The organism is Kitasatospora purpeofusca (genome assembly GCF_034043715.1).
Lineage (GTDB): Bacteria > Actinomycetota > Actinomycetes > Streptomycetales > Streptomycetaceae > Kitasatospora > Kitasatospora purpeofusca_A.
The window spans coordinates 25801-43495 of sequence record NZ_JAXCLC010000023.1 but is presented as its reverse complement, the minus strand read 5'-3'; the positions used below and the strand labels follow the sequence as shown (position 1 = coordinate 43495).

The 17695-nt window shown below is 74.8% G+C and carries 16 protein-coding genes; 10 read left to right on the top strand and 6 right to left on the bottom strand.

What is annotated here, in order from left to right:
- Positions 1 to 92: 92 nt before the first annotated feature.
- On the bottom strand, positions 93 to 1052 hold the full coding sequence (locus tag SM793_RS14320) for a helix-turn-helix domain-containing protein (protein WP_320438546.1): 960 nt from the start codon (positions 1050 to 1052) through the stop codon (positions 93 to 95).
- Positions 1053 to 1174: 122 nt separating this feature from the next.
- Between SM793_RS14320 and SM793_RS14315 the strand changes: the two genes are divergently transcribed.
- The 6 genes from SM793_RS14315 to SM793_RS14290 all read left to right on the top strand — a co-directional run bounded on the left by SM793_RS14315 (position 1175) and on the right by SM793_RS14290 (position 7365).
- Positions 1175 to 2203: a saccharopine dehydrogenase family protein gene (locus SM793_RS14315; protein WP_320438545.1), complete on the top strand. Its 1029-nt coding sequence runs from the start codon at positions 1175 to 1177 to the stop codon at positions 2201 to 2203.
- A 44-nt stretch (positions 2204 to 2247) separates the two neighbouring features.
- Complete coding sequence (locus SM793_RS14310) at positions 2248 to 3084, top strand: alpha/beta hydrolase (protein ID WP_320438544.1); 837 nt, start codon at positions 2248 to 2250, stop codon at positions 3082 to 3084.
- 350 nt (positions 3085 to 3434) lie between these two features.
- Positions 3435 to 4250, top strand: a complete 816-nt coding sequence (locus SM793_RS14305; RefSeq protein WP_413815956.1) for a putative protein N(5)-glutamine methyltransferase — start codon at positions 3435 to 3437, stop codon at positions 4248 to 4250.
- Positions 4251 to 4467: 217 nt separating this feature from the next.
- On the top strand, positions 4468 to 5331 hold the full coding sequence (locus tag SM793_RS14300; RefSeq protein ID WP_320438542.1) for an NmrA family transcriptional regulator: 864 nt from the start codon (positions 4468 to 4470) through the stop codon (positions 5329 to 5331).
- A 160-nt stretch (positions 5332 to 5491) separates the two neighbouring features.
- A complete protein-coding gene (locus tag SM793_RS14295) occupies positions 5492 to 6052 on the top strand; it encodes a DUF1772 domain-containing protein (RefSeq protein WP_320438541.1) in 561 nt (186 codons plus the stop codon).
- A 227-nt stretch (positions 6053 to 6279) separates the two neighbouring features.
- A complete protein-coding gene (locus SM793_RS14290) occupies positions 6280 to 7365 on the top strand; it encodes an AraC family transcriptional regulator (RefSeq protein WP_320438540.1) in 1086 nt (361 codons plus the stop codon).
- Positions 7366 to 7437: 72 nt separating this feature from the next.
- Here the strand turns inward: SM793_RS14290 and SM793_RS14285 are convergent, their stop codons facing one another.
- The gene (locus SM793_RS14285) at positions 7438 to 8001 is read right to left on the bottom strand and encodes a DUF1772 domain-containing protein (RefSeq protein WP_320438539.1); all 564 of its coding nucleotides are present in this window, start codon (positions 7999 to 8001) and stop codon (positions 7438 to 7440) included.
- Positions 8002 to 8746: 745 nt separating this feature from the next.
- Positions 8747 to 10348, bottom strand: a complete 1602-nt coding sequence (locus tag SM793_RS14280; RefSeq protein WP_320438538.1) for an MFS transporter — start codon at positions 10346 to 10348, stop codon at positions 8747 to 8749.
- Positions 10349 to 10442: 94 nt separating this feature from the next.
- Between SM793_RS14280 and SM793_RS14275 the strand changes: the two genes are divergently transcribed.
- The gene (locus tag SM793_RS14275; protein WP_320438537.1) at positions 10443 to 11117 is read left to right on the top strand and encodes a TetR/AcrR family transcriptional regulator; all 675 of its coding nucleotides are present in this window, start codon (positions 10443 to 10445) and stop codon (positions 11115 to 11117) included.
- 420 nt (positions 11118 to 11537) lie between these two features.
- On the opposite strand, the gene SM793_RS14270 is transcribed toward SM793_RS14275, so the two are convergent.
- Positions 11538 to 12497 carry an NUDIX hydrolase gene (locus SM793_RS14270; RefSeq protein WP_320438536.1) on the bottom strand — a complete coding sequence of 320 codons (960 nt, stop codon included), beginning with the start codon at positions 12495 to 12497 and terminating at the stop codon, positions 11538 to 11540.
- A 510-nt stretch (positions 12498 to 13007) separates the two neighbouring features.
- Positions 13008 to 13403, bottom strand: coding sequence for an SH3 domain-containing protein (locus SM793_RS14265; protein WP_320438535.1), 396 nt, complete (start codon positions 13401 to 13403; stop codon positions 13008 to 13010).
- Between the two features lie 293 nt (positions 13404 to 13696).
- Between SM793_RS14265 and SM793_RS14260 the strand changes: the two genes are divergently transcribed.
- Both SM793_RS14260 and SM793_RS14255 read left to right on the top strand, forming a co-directional pair.
- Positions 13697 to 15541 carry a serine/threonine-protein kinase gene (locus SM793_RS14260; protein ID WP_320438534.1) on the top strand — a complete coding sequence of 615 codons (1845 nt, stop codon included), beginning with the start codon at positions 13697 to 13699 and terminating at the stop codon, positions 15539 to 15541.
- Between the two features lie 457 nt (positions 15542 to 15998).
- Positions 15999 to 16490, top strand: a complete 492-nt coding sequence (locus SM793_RS14255) for a hypothetical protein (protein WP_030392999.1) — start codon at positions 15999 to 16001, stop codon at positions 16488 to 16490.
- Positions 16491 to 16571: 81 nt separating this feature from the next.
- Here the strand turns inward: SM793_RS14255 and SM793_RS14250 are convergent, their stop codons facing one another.
- Positions 16572 to 17018 (bottom strand): DUF1772 domain-containing protein, encoded by a 447-nt coding sequence (locus SM793_RS14250; protein WP_320438533.1) that lies wholly within the window; start codon positions 17016 to 17018, stop codon positions 16572 to 16574.
- Positions 17019 to 17109: 91 nt separating this feature from the next.
- On the opposite strand from SM793_RS14250, the gene SM793_RS14245 reads away from it, so the two are divergent.
- Positions 17110 to 17688 (top strand): TetR/AcrR family transcriptional regulator, encoded by a 579-nt coding sequence (locus SM793_RS14245; RefSeq protein WP_320438532.1) that lies wholly within the window; start codon positions 17110 to 17112, stop codon positions 17686 to 17688.
- Positions 17689 to 17695 lie beyond the last annotated feature (7 nt).

The following is a 17695-nucleotide window of genomic DNA, read 5'->3' as shown; positions in this document are numbered from 1 at the left end:
GAGCGCCCGCGCGGGGCCGACCGGCTCGCGGCCCCGGTCCGCAACCGGTCGAGCCGGCCCTCAGTGGCGTGGCGTCACCTGCCGCTGTCGGGTCAGGGGCCGGATGGCGGCTGGTGGTGGGAGCGGAAGGTGCGGCGGTAGGTGTCCGGGGGGACACCGACGGTGCGGTGGAAATGGCGGCGCAGGGTGGTGGAGGTGCCCATCCCGGTGGCGGCGGCGACGGTGTCGATGGTGGCGTCGGTGGTCTCCAGGAGTTCCCGGGCGTGGCGGATTCGCTGGGCGTGGAGCCACTGCAGCGGCGTCGTTCCGGTGAGTGACCTGAAGTGGCGGCCCAGGTGGCGCGAACTCATCCGGGCCTGCTTGGCGAGGACTTCCACGGTGAGCGGCTCGTCAAGGCGCTGGAGGACCCAGGGGAAGAGTTCGGCGAGGGGGTGGTTGCCGGGTGCGGGAACCGGGGTGGAGATGAACTGGGCCTGCCCGCCGTCGCGGTGCGGCGGCACCACCAGCCGGCGGGCGATCGTGTTGGCGTTCGCGGAGCCGTGGTCGGTGCGGACGAGATGCAGGCACAGGTCCATGGCGGCGGCCTTGCCGGCGGAGGTGAGCACGTCGCCGTTGTCGACGTAGAGGACGTCCGGGTCCACCGTGACGTCGGGGTGGCGTCGGGCGAGCTCGTCCGTGTGCGCCCAGTGCGTGGTGGCACGCCTGCCGTCCAGCAGGCCGGCGGCAGCCAGGACGAACGCCCCGGTGCACAGCGAGGCCACGCGGGCGCCCGCCGTGTGGGCCGCGCGGACCGCGTCGAGGAGTTCCGCGGGCGGGTCCACGTCCGTGTCGGCCCAGCCGGGGACGATCACGGTGTCGGCGTGCGGAAGGTGGTCGAGGCCGTGGTCCATCTCCAGGCCGAAGCGGCCGACCCGCACGGCGCCCGGCCCGCAGAGGGAGAAGTCGTACCAGGGGTCCACGAGGTGGGTGAGGTCCGAGCCGAACACCTCGATCGCCATGGACAGCTCGTAGTGCAGCATGCCGTCGGTGACGGCCAGTGCGACGGTGTGCATGTCCGAAAGTGTATGACGCGTGTCGTTCCAGACGCTCACGCCAGGTGCTGTTTTCCCGTCAGGATGTTCATACCGGATCACGGCGGAGCAACCGCGGATCGGTCGAGTACGGGGAGCACATCATGGGGTCTGGCCGGCAGGTGGCGGTTTTCGGTGCGTACGGGCACACCGGACGGTTCGTCGTGGCAGAGCTGATCGCTCGCGGGTACGTCCCCGTACTGTCCGGCCGTGACGCCGACAAGCTGGCGGCGATGGGGCACGAGGCCGGCCTGGACGTCCGGGTGGCGTCGGCCGACGACCCGGCCTCGCTCGACCGGGCCCTGGCCGGTACGTCGGCCGTGATCAACTGCGCCGGCCCGTTCGCCTCCACGACGGCGCCCGTCATCGAGGCCGCCCTGCGGGCCCGGATTCCGTACCTGGACGTCGCGGCCGAGATCGAGGCCAACCTCGACACCTTCGCGCACTTCGCCGACCGGGCGCGCGAAGCGGGAGCGCTCGTCGTCCCGGCGATGGCCTTCTTCGGCGGGCTGGGCGACCTGCTGGTCACGGCGGCGATGGGTGACTGGAAGGAGGCCGACTCGGCGCACGTCGCCTACGGGCTGAGCCACTGGCACCCCACCGCCGGCACGCGTCTGTCCGGCGCGGTCTCCCGGGAGCGGCGCGGCGACTACCGCCTTCGCTACACCGGCGGCCAGTGGGAGCACCGCACCGATGCCCCGCCCGTCCTGGACTGGTCCTTCCCGGAGCCGCTGGGGTCACGTCAGGTGATCGGCGAGTTCACCATGGCCGACGTGGTGACCATCCCCAGCCACCTGTCCATCCCGGACGTGACCACGTACATGACGGTCGAGGCGGCCGGCGACGTCGTGTCGCCCGACACCCCCGCGCCCACCGCCGCCGACGAGAGCGGCCGGTCCGACCAGACCTTCGTCATCGACGCCGTCGTGCGGTCGGGCGACACCGAACGACGCGCCGTCGCGCGGGGGAAGGACATCTACGCCGTCACCGCGCCCCTCGTCGTGGAAGCCCTCGGCCGCGTCCTCGACGGCCGCGTCCACGCGGTCGGCGTCGCCTCCGCGGGCCGGATGTTCTCCGCCGACGACTTCCTGCGCGCGCTGTCGCCGCAGATCGCCCTGGAACTCCATCAGTGACAACCCCCCGTACCCGCCGGCCAGTCACTCAAGGAGCACCCGCCATGCCGTACTTCGAGTCCGCCACCGATCGCACCCGCCTCCACTTCGTCGACTACGGCCCCTCGGACGGCCCCGTCGTCGTCTTCGTCGCCGGCTCCTACTTCGGCACCGAGATGTGGGAGTACCAGATGCTGCCGCTGGCGGCCGAAGGCTTCCGGTGCGTGGGATTCGACCGCAGGGGGCACGGCAGGTCCGAGGACGTCTGGGACGGCTTCGACCTCGACACCCTCGCCGGGGACCTCGGCGCACTGCTCGATCATCTGGACCTGCGCGAGGTCACCCTGGTCGGGCATTCGTTCGGCACGGTCGAGGCGGTCCGTTACCTGACCCTGCGCGGCACCGAGCGGGTGGCGCGCGCGGTCCTCGTCGGCGGAATCGCCCCCGGGCCGGCCCGCTCCGCGGACCACCCGCAGGGACTGGACCCCGAGCTGATCCACAGTTTCAACGAGACCTTCCGGCAGGACCGGGCGAAGTTCTTCGCCGACGGCGCCGACGCCTTCTTCGCCCGCCACCTGCCCGGCCCGCAGGTGTCGGACGCCTACGTCGCGCACATGGTGGACCGCTGCCACGGGGCGACGGCCCGCGCCGCCACCGCCCTGGGGGAGATCCTGCCCTCCCTCAACCTCGTCCCCGAGCTGGTGAAGATCGACTGCCCGGTCCTCGTCGTCCACGGATCGGCCGATGCCTCCGCGCCCCTGGCCCTCACGGGCCGCCGCGCGGCGGCCCTCGTCCCGGGGGCGGAACTCCATGTGTACGAGGACGCGGGCCACGGACTGTTCGCGACCCACGCGGGCCGCCTCAACGACGACCTGCGCGCCTTCGTGCTCGGCCGCGCCTGACGGCCCGGACCCCGGGGCCGCTCCTCGGGTACCCCGGGGTGCGGCCCGTCGCCGCCCGTCGTGGCCCGTCGCGGCCCGTCGCGGCCCGTCGGCGGACCGCACCCGGGGCCGGGCCGGGTGCGGTAGGGTGACGGACGCCGCAGAGGAAACGCGAAGAACGGGGAGGTGAGAACCCATGACCGCTGTGCCGGATCGGGTGCTCCCCGGCCGTGACCACGGCGCCCTCACGCAGGTGCACGCCAGGCCCTGAAGCCGGTCGTACCGCGTGGGAGCGTCCGCCGTCCGGCGAGATGTGCGCGGAGAGCCCCGGGTCGGACGATGTCCTCCCACCTGTGCTCCGAGGGGTTCCCTTGCCTGTCCACCCGTCTGCCTCCCTCCGCTCGTCCGTGACCGCCAGGCTGCGCGCCGCCGGCTGCGTCTTCGCCGAGGACGAGGCGCGCGTCCTGCTCTCCGCCGCCGACACCCCCGCCCGGCTGGCCGCCATGATCCGTGACCGCGCCGCCGGCCGTCCGCTCGAACACGTCGTCGGCTGGGCCGAGTTCGCCGGTCTGCGGATCGCCGTCGACCCCGGGGTGTTCGTCCCCCGCCGGCGCAGCGAGTTCCTGGTCCGTACCGCCGCCGCCCTCGCGCGCGAGCAGGCGCTGGTCGTCGATCTGTGCTGCGGCAGCGGCGCCCTCGGCGCGGCGCTCGCCGCCGAGGCCGGCCACCCCGTCCGGCTGTGCGCGGCCGACCTCGACCCGGCCGCCGTCCGCTGCGCGCGCCGCAACCTGGCCGGGTCCGCCGCCCCCGGTGCCGAGGTGTTCGAGGGCGACCTCTTCGACGCCCTGCCGACCGGCCTGCGCGGCCGGGTGGACGTGCTGCTCGCCAACGTCCCCTACGTGCCCACCGCCGACATCGATTTCCTCCCGGCCGAGGCCCGGGTGCACGAGGCCCGGCCGGCCCTGGACGGCGGCGCCGACGGCCTCGACGTGCTGCGCCGGGTCGCCGCCGAGGCCCCGTACTGGCTGGCCCCGGGCGGTGCGCTGCTGTTCGAGACCAGCGAGCAGCAGGCCGGGACGGCCCTCGGGGTGGTCGCGGCGGCCGGGCTCACCGCCGCCCTCGGCTACGACGAGGACCTCGACGCCACGGTGGTGACGGCCGTCCGGCCGATGCTCGGGACGCCGTAGCCGCACGGGCGGTCGGACCGCGGCGGCCCGGCCGCCGCGGTCCGGTGTCCGCACGGCGCTGGTGTCGTCGGGGGTCCGGTGTCCGCAGGGCGCTGGTGTCGTCGGGGGTCCGGTGTCCGCAGGGCGCGGATGCCGTCGCGGCGCCGTAGACGCCTACACATGCGGCTGAGCGCGAGGACCATGTCGGCGCGGTGGCGGGCGGAGTTGACTGATGCCCATGAACGAGAACACGAAGAGCAACCAGCAGCCCGCCGCCACGACCACCCCCGCCGCCGTCCGGACCGTGCTGGTCACCGGCGGGACCGGCAAGACCGGCCGGCGGGTGGCCGAGCGCCTCACCGCCCTCGGCCACACCGCCCGGATCGGTTCGCGCACCGCACCGATCCCGTTCGACTGGGCGGACGAGACCACCTGGGACGCCGCTCTGGAGGGCGTCACCGCCGCCTATCTGGCCTACTACCCCGACCTCGCCTTCCCCGGCGCCGTGGAGACCGTCGGCGCCTTCGCCCAGCGGGCCGCCAAGGCGGGCGTCGGCCGCCTGGTCCTGCTCTCGGGGCGCGGCGAGGAGGCGGCGCAGGCCGCCGAGGCGGCGGTCGCCGAAGCCGGCACCGGCTGGACCGTGGTCCGCTGCGCCTGGTTCGACCAGAACTTCTCCGAGAGCTTCTTCCTGGATCCGGTGCTCGCCGGGGAACTGGTACTGCCGACCGGGGCCGCCGTCGAGCCGTTCGTCGACGTCGAGGACATCGCGGACGTCGCCGCGGCGGCGCTGACCGAGGAGGGCCACGACGGCGAGGTCTACGAGCTGACCGGCCCGCGCCTGCTCTCCTTCGCGGACGTGGCCGCCGAACTGTCGGCGGCCACCGGGCGCGAGATCCGGTTCACGGCGGTCTCCCTGGACGAGTACCGCGCGGTGCTGGCCACCCTCGGCCTGCCGGGCGAGTTCGCCGACCTGTTCTCGCTGGTCCTGGACGGCCGCAACGCCCGTCTGGCGGACGGCGTTCGGCGCGCGCTCGGTCGGCCGCCGCGCGACTTCGCGGACTACGCCCGTGCCACGGCGGCGTCCGGTGTCTGGAACGTCTGAGCCCTCCTGGGCCGGCCTCCTGCTTCTTCCGGTCCGGGGATCCCGCCCCGCCGCGATCCCCGGACCGCGCTCCACCCCTCGTCATGCCCCTCGACACCGCCGACACCGCCGACACCCTTGCCACCCTTGCCACCCTCTTCGACAGCCTCCGGAGCCCGCCATGTCCGCCGCCCTCGGCGCCGCCCCCGTCCGTGACCTCGCCGCCGCGACCACCACCGTCTCCCGCGCCGTCGGCCCGGTGCTGGCCACCGCCACCGCCGCGACCGGCCTGATGGCCGGCCTCTTCTTCGCCTTCGACGTCGCCGTCATGCCCGGCCTCGCCGCCGGCGACGACCGCACCTTCGTGACCGCGATGCAGCACATCAACGCGTCCGTCCTCAACCCGGTCTTCGGGGCCGTTTTCGTCGGCGCGCTCGCGGTGCCGGCCGTCGGCACCTGGCTGCTGCACCGCTCCGGGCAGCGCGCCGCCACCCTCTGGACAGCGGTGGCGACCCTGCTCTACCTCGCCGCCCTCGTCCTCACCTCCACCGTCAACGTCCCGCTCAACGACCGGCTCGCCGCAGCCGGTGACCCCGCCGCCGTCCCGGATCTCGCCGCCGTCCGCGCCGCCTTCGAGCCGACCTGGACGACGGCCAACCTCGCCCGCACGGTGCTCTGCACGGCCGCCGCCGTCGCCCTCACCCGCGCGCTGCTGCTGCACCGCCGCCCGGGGGCCCGTTGACCGGGGACCAGGCGGCGGCGGGCCCTCACGCCGTGGGCCTGGCTGCCGTGGGCCCTCCTGCTGCGGACCCTCCTGCTGCGGGCCCTCCTGCTGCGGGCCCGGCTGCCGGGGGCTCGTCGGCCGGGGGCCGGTGGACCGCCCGCAGACCGCTGACCGCCCGTCACCCGCGCCCGGCCCGGCCGACGTCGGCGGCAGCCGCGTCACCGCCGCGTCTAGGCTGTCCCCTCATGGACACCCTGACCGGGCTGCTCGACGGCCCCAAGGCCCGTGGCGCGTTCCTGCTGCGCTCCGTCCTCAGCACGCCCTGGGCCCTGCGGATCGAGGACCGCGCGCCGCTGTCGCTGATCACCATGCTGGACGGTGCGGCCTGGATCCTGCCCGACGGCGCGGAACCGGTCCTGGTGCGGCCGGGGGACCTCGCCCTGCTGCGCGGGCCGCAGGCCTACACGGTCGCCGACCACCCGCGGAGCGAGCCGGACATCCTGATCGGGCCCGGGCAGATCTGCTCCCGGGACGGCGCCAGTGTCGCCACCTCGATGGCGCTGGGCGTGCGGACCTGGGGCGATGCCCGGCCGGACGACGAGCGCCCCTCGGTCATGCTGTCCGGCACCTACCTGGCGGAGCACGAGATCGGCCGCCGGCTGCTGGGCCACCTGCCCACACTGCTCGTGCGGCCCGCCGGGGTGGACACCACCGAGGACACCCTGGTCCGGCTGCTCGCCACCGAGGTCACCCGCGCCGAGCCGGGCCAGGAGGTGGTGCTGGACCGGCTGCTGGACCTGCTGGTGGTCGGGGTGCTGCGGAGCTGGCTCGCCGCCCCGGACGGTGAGGCGCCCGGCTGGCTGCGCGCCCAGGCGGACGAGGTGGTGGGCCCGGCACTGCGGCTGCTGCACGACGATCCGGCCCGGCCGTGGACGGTGGCGGCGCTCGCCACCGAGGTCGGGGTCTCCCGGGCGGGGCTGGCCCGGCGGTTCACCGCGCTGGTCGGCGAGCCGCCGATGGCGTACCTGGCGAACTGGCGGCTGGCGGTGGCGGCGGACCTGCTGCGCGACCCGGGGCTGACCGTCGCGGCGGTGGCCCGCCGGGTCGGGTACGGCGACGCGTTCGCGCTGAGCACCGCGTTCAAGCGCGTCCGCGGACTGACCCCGCAGGAGCACCGTCGGCTGGCGGCCTCCGCCGAGGCGGGCGCTGTGCCGGGCGGCGCTGAAACGGGAGCGGCGGGGGACGCGGCGGGCGACACCCCGGCCGAGCCGTCGTCCACGGCGGCGCCGTCGGCCGGGGGCCCGACCACGGTGGTGTTGGCGGCGGGCTGATCCGTCGGCCGGCTGAACGGTCGGCGGCCGGTGCGGCGCGGGTGCTGTGCGGCAACTACGCCGCCCCGTCCGTCAGTTCGGCCGCATGTGGCAGTGCAGCACCAGCGCCCAGCAGAGGAAGCCGAGGGCCGCCGTGGACAGCAGCGCCCGCGCCGCGTTCCACCGCACCAACTTGGCGCGGAACGACCCGCACATCCGCACCGACTGCCCGGCCCGGCCGAGATCCGCGGTCCGGCTCAACTCCCGGGCCCGGCCGAGCTCGTCGGCCTGCTGCGCCAGCGCCTGGTTCAGCGGGAGATTCACCATCCTGGTCACCACCAGGGAAGCGGTGTAGCAGACCAGCGCGCCGACCGCCGCCGGCAGCACCCGGCGGCCGTCGCTCGGAAGGTGCAGCACGACGGCCACGCCCGTGAACACCAGCGCCCCGACGAACCCCACCAGGAACCACCCGTTGAGGATCGCCACGTTGAGCCGCTGCATCACCTGGGCGACCATGAAGTCCCCGGTACTGCCGAGCCCCGGCGTCACCGAGCAGGCGTAGGTGTAGAACAGTCCGGCGGTCAGCCCGGTGGTGACCGTCGCCGCCACCAGCGCGAAGACCCGCATCGCCTCCATGTCGTCCCTGCCCCCGTTCATTCGCCCGGCACCGCCCGGTCGGAGCGGCCCGCGTGCCGATCATCCGTCATCGAACTGCCGTTTGCCTACCGAATTGGCCGATACACACCCGATGATGACGGATGGTCATGACAACTGCGGCCGGAACCCGTCGCGGAGGCGGATCCTCCGGTGGGCGGGGCCGGCGCGGAGCTCAGGGACTCGACCGTCCGGTGGTCGGCCGCGCCCGGCCGGGTGGTCGGACGGACGGCCGTCCGGCGTGCGGACCAGCCGTGCTCCTCGGCCGGTCCGGTGGCGATGGTACGCAGGTGGCGGGCGCGCGGGGCGTTCGGTTCGGCCTCGGCGAACGCCCACCGGGCGGTCGGGGTCAGCGCCGGGAGGTCGTCCAGGGTGCCGAGGCACACCTGGCTCCGGCGGCGGCCCGGCCCCTGCGGGTGGTGGAACGCCGTGCCGCCGCCCCGGACCCGCGAGTCCGGGGCGAAGTAGAGACTTCCGGGCAGTCGAACGGGCACCGACCGCCTCGACGGCCGACCGCCTCGACGGCCGGGGGCCATCGGACCGGCAGGACCGGCAGGACCGGCGGGAAGTCCTCCACGGCCGGTGACGCTACCCGCCCTCGGGTGCGCTACTCATGGAGCACACTTTCGAGTGGACCGGGTATGGCGGCCCGGGGCCGGGGGGTAGGCCACCGGCATGACGACCTGTGGAACGACCGCCTGTGGAACGACCGCCTGTGGCACGACGACCTGCGACGTTGGTGAGGGAGCTATCGGCAGGGGGAGGGCGTGGGTGTCTCCTCCCGGTCGGGCGAGCCCTGTCGCCCGGGTGCCGGGTCGGGAGCCGCGCCCTGGCTCGGCGCGGCGGGCTGCTGCCGGCGGCGTCGGCCGAGGGCCGCCGAGACGCCCAACAGGGCTACCAGGGCGCAGAGTTGCGTGCCGTGGTCGAACGCGATGGTGAAGGCTTCGTTCGCGGCGGCGACCAGCCGGTCGGCCGGGCCCGGGGGCAGTGCGGCGGCGACCAGGTGCGCGGAGGGCAGGTCCGCGCCGGCCGGGGCGGGCACGTCCGGCAGGGCGGTGGCCAGCTGCGACCGGTAGGAGGCGGAGACGACGGTGCCGACCACCGCGATCCCCAGGGCCCCGCCCAGTTCGCGCACCACGCTGTTCACCGAGCTCGCCATGGGCGCCTTCGCGGGCGGTACGGCGGCCACGGTCAGCGTGCTGGCCGGCGCCATGACCAGGCCCATTCCCGCGCCCACCACCCCCATGGCGAGGGCGAGCACGGCGTAAGGGGTGGTGACGGTGATCAGGGAGAGGGCGCCGAGTCCGGCGGCCATGACGGCGAGTCCGGCCGCGACGGTGTTCCAGGGGCCGAAGCGGGCGGAGGTGCGGTCGCTGGTGCCGGCGGTGGCCGCCATCGAGAGCGCGAACGGCAGCGCGCCGAGCCCGGCCTTGAACGGGCTGTAGCCATGCACGAGTTGGAGGTACTGGGTAAAGCCGAAGAGCATGCCGAACAGTGCGAAGAAGGTGATGCCGAGGATGCCGCCGGCGGCGCTGAACGTCCGGTCGGCGAACAGGCGGACGTCGACCATCGGGTGGGCGGTGCGCAGCTCCCAGAGGGTGAAGGCGGTCAGCAGGACGGCCGCGGCGGCGGCCTCGGCCAGGGTGGTGGCCGTCAGCCAGCCGCGTTCCGGGCCCTGGACGACGGCGTCCACCAGCGCGGCCAGCCCGGCGGCCGAGAGCAGCAGGCCGGGGAGGTCGAGCCGGCCGGTCCGGCGGCCCGGCAGGGCCGGGACGAGCAGCAGGACGGAGACGAGAGCGAGGGCGACCAGCGGCACATTGATCCAGAAGGTGCTGCCCCAGGCGAAGTGGTCGAGCAGCAGCCCGCCGGTGACCGGGCCGACCACGATGCCGATCCCGGCGGTCGCGGACCAGACGGCTATCGCTGTGCCGCGCTCCCGGGGGCCGAACAGCGCCACGATGATCGAGAGGGTGGCGGGCATGACGAATGCGGCGCCCAGGCCCATCAGCGCGCGGAACGCGACGAGTTGCCCGGTCGAGTCGGACAGGGCGGCGGCCGAGGAGGCCAGGGCCAGCACAGCCAGGCCCCCGGTCAGGGTGCGGCGGTGCCCGAACCGGGAGCCCAGGCTGCCGGCGGTGATCAGCATCGCGGCGAACGCCAGGGTGTAGGCGTTGTTGATCCACTGGAGGTCGGCGGTGGAGGCGGGCAGTGCCTCGGCGAGCGCGGGCAGGGCCGTGTTGAGCACGGTGTTGTCGATGGTGGTGACGACCAGGGCCAGGCAGAGCGCCACCAGGGCGGGCTTTCGGCGCGGGTGGCCCGACTCGGGGTCGGGCAGGTCCTCGTTGCGCATGGTCTCCCCATGTCCTCATGCTCGTAAGCTTACGAGTGTTAGCTTGCTGGGCGGGACGCTACAGCGATCGGCTAACACCTGTAAAGTTGCGGCCATGACGAAGGCCCCCGCAGCTACCGACCACCCCGCCGACGACCCTGCGGACCAGGGCGAGGACGCCTCCCCCCGGCCGCGGAACCGGCGCGGGCAGGGCCTGCTCCTGCGGGAGGAGATCGTCCGCGCGGCCACCGCCCTGATCGTGCGCACCGGCTCCGACCAGGCCGTGACCCTGCGCTCCGTCGCCCGCGAGGTCGGCATCGCCGCCCCCTCGATCTACGCGCACTTCCCCGACCGGGACGCGATCGTCGAAGCGGTCGTCCTCGAGGCGGTCGCGCAGCTCCACCGGGCGATCACCACCGCCGTCGCGGCGCACGAGGACCCGGTCGATTCGCTGCTCGCGGGCTGCGCCGCCTACGTGGACTTCGGCGTCCGCGAACCCGCGCGCTACCGCGTCCTCTTCGTCCGGGCCCATCCCCGGCCGGAAGCCCCGGTCGCCGAGACCCCCGGCAGCCGGCAGGGCCTGGACGCGTTCCAGATCCTCGTCGAGAACCTCGAAGCCTGCGTGGGCGCGGGCCGCTCGTCCAGCACCGACCCCTTCGCCGACGCGGTGGGCATCTGGACGGCGCTGCACGGCCAGGTCACCCTTCGCGCCGACCTCCCCGGCTTCCCCTGGCCGCCCACCGACATCGTCGAGCGGATGACCCGCAGCCTCGGCCGCATCGACTCCTGAACCGCCGTGCCCGCAGGCCCGGTCCGGGTCCCCGGCGCGGTCCCGACGTGCCGCGCCCGTGCCGGCGGCCCCGGCCGGCGCGCAGGGTGCGCGTCGACCGGGGCCTCGGGACGGGACGGCGTCGGGGCGGGTAGGTGTCGGGGCGGCTTCGCGGCGCGTGCCCTGCGTCAGCGGCCGCTGGGGACGGTGGCGGCCGATCGGACGGTGGCCGCAGTGCCGGGCGGGGTCGGATCTATGCAGGCGGTGAAGCCAAAACTGCTGTTCCGGGCGGGAGTTGGCGGCTTTTGGCACATGTACGGCAGGCCAGGTCCCGGGCTGCCCCGGCGGCTGCCCGCTCGGGCAGGCCGCCGTGGCCGTGCTCGGCCGGGTGGTGGGTCGGCGGGGCCTGCCGGGACTTTCGGGGGCGGCGGGCCGTCCGGCTCAGTCGGCGGTGGGCTCCGGGCTCGTGGCCGGTTCCGGGCTCGTCGTCGGCTCCGGGCCGGGCGAGGTGCCGGCGACGGCGCGACCCGAGGCGCGGGCGGCCAGGGCCTGCCGGGCCCGGTCCGCACGGTCGGCGCCGGCCGCGGCCTCCAACTCCCCGCCGTCGGGGTGGAACCAGGCCCAGTCGGTGATCTCCCCGTCGGGGCAGCAGAGCCGGACGGTCTCGGGGTCGGCCGTGCCGAAGTCGTGGAAGAACTGGACGACCGGGTGGTCCGCCCCCGGCTCGGGGTGCCGCCAGAACACCGCCAGCAGCGGCCCGGCCGGCCGGTCGAGCCCGGTCTCCTCGCGCAACTCGCGGGCCGCCCCGGTCGGCGAGTCCTCATGGGTGTCGAGCACACCCCCGGGGAAGTTCCAGGCCCCCGCCCCGGCCCGGGGCCGCCGGTCCGGTTCCCGGACCCGGGGCTTGACCATCAGCAGCCGCCCGTCCGGGGCGGTCACCACGGCGGCCGTACAGAGCCACGAGCGCGGGGTGGTGGCCAGCCACTGGCTGCGCGGCAGATGCGGCCGCGCGGGGCCGTGGGCGCGCAGGAACCGCACCGTCTCGGGGGTGACGCCCGGCAGGTTGTCCGTGAAGAACCAGGCGTGCGTGCTGTGCCGGGGGAGCGTGAGCCGGTCCAGCGCGCCGGGCACGCGCGCCGACAGCGCGTACACATGCCGCAGCGTCGACTCCGTGGAGTCCTCGAACACCCCGACCGGGCGCCCCGCCACCCCGGCCACCCCGCAGCTCTCGGCCAGCGCCCGGACGGCGCCCCGCGCCGGGTCCTCGCCCGGGCGCACGGCGACGGAGGGCAGCTCCCAGCGGCCGTCCGGGCGGCGCAGCAGCAGGACCCGGCCGAGCGTGTCGGCCACGAGCGCGCCGGCGACGGGGACAGCGGTAACGGGGACAGCGGTAGCGGGCACGTCGGGGTCCGGGGTGGCGGACGTGGATTCGCCGGGGTCGGACACACCGGCGACGGACGGATCCGCGCCGGGAGTCCCGGTCGGGGGCAGGGGACGGGACGAACGGTGCACCTGGAGGTCTCCTTGGGCGAGGGGGATCAACGGGACCGGGGCGGAAGGACCGGACCGGGCCTCAGGGGGCGCCCTCCGGCCGCCGCCCGGGGCCGAGGACCGGCCGCACGAACCCGTCCACCGGGCCGCCGCCCCCGGTCGGTCCTTCCGCTCCGCTTGCGCGCACGTCAATCGGTCGTCTCCGTCCGTCCACGGTGCCTGCCTGGCTGTGCCGGGTGTTCCGGCGGCCCCTACCCGCCCCGGTCCGGTGCGGAACGCCCGCTCCCGGTCCGCCCCGTCGGGCCGGGAGCACGGCGACGCGGCGCACCCGCGTCCGTCCGCCTTCCGCGCCCCGCACGCCCGTCCCCCTCCCCGGATCCCGGGGTTCGCCCCCTTCCCACCGTCCACCCCGCCCACCGCTCACCGTTCCCCGCCCGGCGGGTGAGTCGGACACACCGCGGCGCGGTGCCCCGGCGGGGCCGGGTGGCCCAGCAGCGGCCAGAGCACCCACCCGGTCAGCCCGGCGTGCATCACGACGACCCGGCTCCAGCGCGTCCCGAGCGGGGAGATCCAGGTGTCGACGATCTCCACCCGCTCCCCGCAGTGCGCGAGGCCCAGCACCGCGCCGTCCACCGAATGCTCGCGCCGCACATTGGCGGCGTTCACCGTGACCACCCAGCCGCGCGGAGCGTTCGGCGGCGGCCCGGCGCGCCGCTCCGGCGGCGGAGGTTGGTCGGTCCCGGCGCCCATCGACGGGAGGACGAGAACCAGAAGGGAGAGCGTGGTCCAGCTGACCCTTCCGAGGTGTGCAGGCATACCGGGCACAACGAGCCGATCCGGCGGCAGCCGACCACGCACGCCCAGGGCCACCCGGAAGGCCGCTCCGGCTCGCCCGGGCGGGTGCAACCACCGCCGCGCCGGTGCGCTCCGGGTCCTGCCCTGCCGCCACGTCCCGCTGCGCGCACTCCCACGTTTCCCGCTCAAGTCCGGCTCAGTTTCGGCTCGGTTTCGGCTCAGGTCCGGATCGGACAAGGACCGGGCGTCCACGGACCGTTCGGTCGCCCCGGCCGGTCGGCCCGCGCGGCCCGCAGGCCCCTACGATGGCGGCCATGAACACTGGGGGGCCGGAGACACGGCTCATCGACAACCGCTTCGAACTGCTGGAACGCCTCGGTGGCGGCGGAATGGGCCTGGTCTGGCGTGCCCGTGACACCATGCTGCACCGCGAGGTCGCGCTCAAGGAGGTCCGCCCGCCGGACCCGGCGATGGCCGCGGCCGACCCCAGGGCCGCCCACGAGCTGCGCGAGCGGGTCCTGCGCGAGGCCCGCGCGCTCGCCCGCCTCCAGCACCCGCACGTCGCGGTGATCCACCACATCGTCGACACCCCCGACCACCCCCACCCCTGGCTGGTCATGGAGTTGGTGAGCGGCGGCAGCCTCGCCGACCGGATCGCCCGCGGCCCGCTCACCGTCCCGGAGGCCGCCCGGATCGGCCGAGGGGTGCTCTCCGCGCTCTGCGCCGCCCACGCGGCCGGCATCCAGCACCGCGACGTCAAGCCCGGCAACGTGCTGCTGCGCACCGACGGCACGCCCGTCCTCACGGACTTCGGCATCGCCGCGATGCAGGACGCCAACACCGCGCTCACCGCCACCGGCGCGCTGATCGGCTCGCCCGAGTACATCGCCCCGGAGCGGATACGCGGCGAGGAGGGCAACCCGTCCTCCGACCTGTGGTCGCTCGGCATGCTGCTCTACGTCGCCGTCGAGGGGCACCACCCGCTGCGCCGCGGCACCACACTGGCCACCCTCGCCGCCGTCCTGGACGAGCCGCTGCCGCCGCCGACCCGCTCGGGCCGGCTGGGGCCGGTGCTGGCCGCCGTACTGGCCCGCAACCCGGCGGCGCGGCCCGACGCCGCGCAGCTCGACCGGGCCCTCGCCGCCGCCGAGGCGGGCGCCGGCCCCGGCGGGGCGGGGCAGCCGTCCTGGCAGCCCACCTTCCTGGACTCCGCCCGCCCGCCGGCCGGCCCGGAGTCCACCGCCGGTTTCGGTACGCCGAACCCCGTCTTCGGTACGCCGCACACCGATTACGCCGCCCCGCAGCCCGCCTTCGGTACGCCGAACCCCGCCTACGACACCCCGCAGCCCGGCCGCGAGGGCGAACCCGCCACCGACGGAGGGCACTTCGGCAGCACCGGCACCCAGTACCTGGGCGCCACCGGCCCGGCCGTACCCCCGCCGTCGCCCGCCCGTCGCCGCACCGGCGCCACCGTCACCCTCGCCGTCGCCGGGGTGGCTCTGACGAGCGTGCTCACCTGGACCCTCTGGCCGGACGGTAGTGGTTCGAGCGGAACCGGCGGCACCACCGGCGCGGGCTCCGCCCCCAAGGGGACGAACGCGCCGGCCGACCCGGGCGGCCCCCCGGCCTCGACCGGGACCGCCGCGCCCACCGGCCCGGACACGACCGCCTCCGCCGCCCCCACGGCGAAGCCCTCGCCGAGCGCACCGAAGACCACCGCGCCCGCCAAGGACCTGCTCACCCCGGACGGCGTGCGCACCGTCGTCGCCGCGATCACCGCACAGAGCGGCACCACCAAGGTCAAGCGGCTCTCCGTCTACCCGGAGTACGCGAGTGCCCAGGTCCCCACGGCCGACGGCCGAGGCTACGACTGGTACGACTACCGAAACGGCAATGTCGCCAAGCGCGTCGGCGGGTCGATGGGCACGGACAAGCCGGTCGACCTCGCGCAGTACGACTGGGACACCGTCCCGGCCCTGCTGAAGAAGGCCGACGAGACCCTCAACGTCAAGAACCCGACCAGCCGTTACCTACTGATCGACATGTGGTCCGACGGCTATGCGTGCATGCGGGTCTACTTGTCCGACGAGTACCACAACAGCGGCTACCTGCTGGCGGACGCCAAGGGGACCGTGCGCCGCACCAGTCCTGCCAACTGAGTCCGCCTTCCGAGGGGGAGGGGAACTTCCGGGCTCGGACGATCGACCGGTACGGGGCCGGCGGTCTGTTCCTTGGGCCGTACCGGCCCCGAACCGAGGCATGCCCGGACGCCCTGGCCGCTTTAGGCCCTGGTCCGGTTCCAGCTCGTCCCGATCGGGGTGATGGGGGTGACGACGATCCCGGCTCGGTCGTCGTCCGAACCGTTTCCTCCTAAGGGCTCCGTCCTGGATGTCCCGCCACACATGCTGCCCCGGACAGCTCCAGGAACGCGTCTCACCGGCTGTACTGCTGAATCGGTGTGGATGGTCGAATTCGCCGGCCGGGTGACCTGATGTCTTGATCACGGACGGCGGAGCAGTGCACGTGATTTCTCGGCTCCGGGGTCATGCTGGAGTTGTCCTGAGGGGCCTCCGGTCGCCCCCGGCGCCCCGCCCCGAGCGAGGAGCCGTCGAGACCATGAGCGAGAACCACCACGTCCTGCTGCTCGACTTCACCGACGGTGCCGCCTGCCGCGCCGCCTTCGACGAGGCCGCGCACCTGCCAGGTCTGCGCCAGTCCGCGATCGTCGAGCGCGAGGCGGACGGCACCCTGGACTTCCCGGCCAGCCAGGTCCGCGGTGCGGGCGCGACGACGGTCGGCGCCGGGGTGGCGGGCGGACTCGCCGGGCTGCTCGGCGGCCCGATCGGCGTCCTGCTGGGCTGGGTGGCGGGGACCGCGCTCGGCAACGCAGCCGAGACCTGGCGCGACGAAGCGGGCGGTGCCGGCCTGATCGTCCTGAGCGAGGAGGTGGAGGACGGCCACTGCCTGCTGGTGCTGGACGTCGTCGAGTCCTCCCCGGAGCCTGCCGACGAGCTGGCGGCCCGCCACGGCACCACCCTGCGCCGCCTCCCCGCCGACGAGCTGGCCGCCCGGGTCAAGGCGGCCCGCCGCGCCGCCGAGGAGGCGTAGGAGGGTCCTGCGCTGCTGCCTGCGCCTGCGCCTGCGCCGTTGCCGTTGCCGTCGCCGACGCCGACGCCGACGCCCGCAGCCTCAGGCGAGGGCCGAGGCCAGCAGGGCGAAGGCGGCGACGATGACGGCGACCCGGGCGTAGTGGTAGCGGTCCCAGCGGTTCTGCTGCTCCTTCCAGTCCGCGGGCCGGTTCTCGGGCGTCCACGTCTTGCTCCGGTTGTTGATCGGGACGAGCAGCAGGACCGACATCAGCACACTCAGGATCAGCAGGCCGGCGGCGACGACGACCAGGCCGGCTCCGGAGTGGTGCCGACCGGCGACGGCCCAGACCGCGCTCAGCGCCACCGAGGTGATGTACCAGACCGGCATCAGGGCGCCGAGCATCCGGCCGCCGTGGGCGCGGCCGAGCTGGCCGGCGTCCTCGGGCAGTGCGCCGAGGATCGGGTTGACGACGAAGGCGACGCAGAACTCCACACCCACCATCACTCCGACGACCACGGTGGTGAAGACCTCAAGTGCGTTGAGCATGATGACCCCTCCTGGGATCTAGCGCTGCTAGCTGTTGAGGCAACGCTAGACCTACTGCCGCTCGATTGTCTAGCGGTGCTAGAATCCGGTCATGTCCCTACAGGAACGCAAGCAGCGCGAACGGGCGGACCGCGCCCGCCTCATCGTGGCCACGGCCCGCGAACTCGCCGAGCAGCAGGGCTGGGACGCGGTCACCACCCGCCGGCTCGCCGAGCGCATCGAGTACAGCCAGCCCGTCCTCTACAGCCACTTCCGCGGCAAGCGCGAGATCATCGGCGCCGTCGCCCTGGAGGGCGCCACCGAGATGGCCGCGGTGCTGCGGGCCGCCACTGCGGCCGCGGACGGCCCCCGCGCCCGGGTCGTCGCCCTGGCCCGCGCCTACCTCGACTTCGCGGAACACAACCCGGCGGTCTACGACGCCATGTTCCAGCTCGACGGCGGCCTGGCCTTCGCGCGCGAGGACACCCCCGCGCCGCTGAAGGACGCCTTCGCCGCCCTGCTGGAGAGCCTCGCCGAGGTCGCCGGGCAGGGGGTCGACCCGGCACTGTTCACCGAGACGTTCTGGGCCGCCCTGCACGGGCTGGCCACCCTGACCCGCGCGGGGCGGCTGCCGCCGGAGCACACCGGGCCCAGGGTGGAGCTGCTGGCGGACCGGCTCGCCGTGCTCTGACGCAGTC

Coding starts and splice junctions, on each gene's coding strand:
- SM793_RS14315 (WP_320438545.1), top strand. CDS start 1,175: ATGGGGTCTGGCCGGCAGGTGGCGGTTTTCGGTGCGTACGGGCACACC.
- SM793_RS14310 (WP_320438544.1), top strand. CDS start 2,248: ATGCCGTACTTCGAGTCCGCCACCGATCGCACCCGCCTCCACTTCGTC.
- SM793_RS14265 (WP_320438535.1), bottom strand. CDS start 13,403: ATGCCTGCACACCTCGGAAGGGTCAGCTGGACCACGCTCTCCCTTCTG.
- SM793_RS14275 (WP_320438537.1), top strand. CDS start 10,443: ATGACGAAGGCCCCCGCAGCTACCGACCACCCCGCCGACGACCCTGCG.
- SM793_RS14245 (WP_320438532.1), top strand. CDS start 17,110: ATGTCCCTACAGGAACGCAAGCAGCGCGAACGGGCGGACCGCGCCCGC.
- SM793_RS14250 (WP_320438533.1), bottom strand. CDS start 17,018: ATGCTCAACGCACTTGAGGTCTTCACCACCGTGGTCGTCGGAGTGATG.
- SM793_RS14320 (WP_320438546.1), bottom strand. CDS start 1,052: ATGCACACCGTCGCACTGGCCGTCACCGACGGCATGCTGCACTACGAG.
- SM793_RS14295 (WP_320438541.1), top strand. CDS start 5,492: ATGTCCGCCGCCCTCGGCGCCGCCCCCGTCCGTGACCTCGCCGCCGCG.
- SM793_RS14260 (WP_320438534.1), top strand. CDS start 13,697: ATGAACACTGGGGGGCCGGAGACACGGCTCATCGACAACCGCTTCGAA.
- SM793_RS14280 (WP_320438538.1), bottom strand. CDS start 10,348: ATGCGCAACGAGGACCTGCCCGACCCCGAGTCGGGCCACCCGCGCCGA.
- SM793_RS14290 (WP_320438540.1), top strand. CDS start 6,280: ATGGACACCCTGACCGGGCTGCTCGACGGCCCCAAGGCCCGTGGCGCG.
- SM793_RS14285 (WP_320438539.1), bottom strand. CDS start 8,001: ATGAACGGGGGCAGGGACGACATGGAGGCGATGCGGGTCTTCGCGCTG.
- SM793_RS14300 (WP_320438542.1), top strand. CDS start 4,468: ATGAACGAGAACACGAAGAGCAACCAGCAGCCCGCCGCCACGACCACC.
- SM793_RS14255 (WP_030392999.1), top strand. CDS start 15,999: ATGAGCGAGAACCACCACGTCCTGCTGCTCGACTTCACCGACGGTGCC.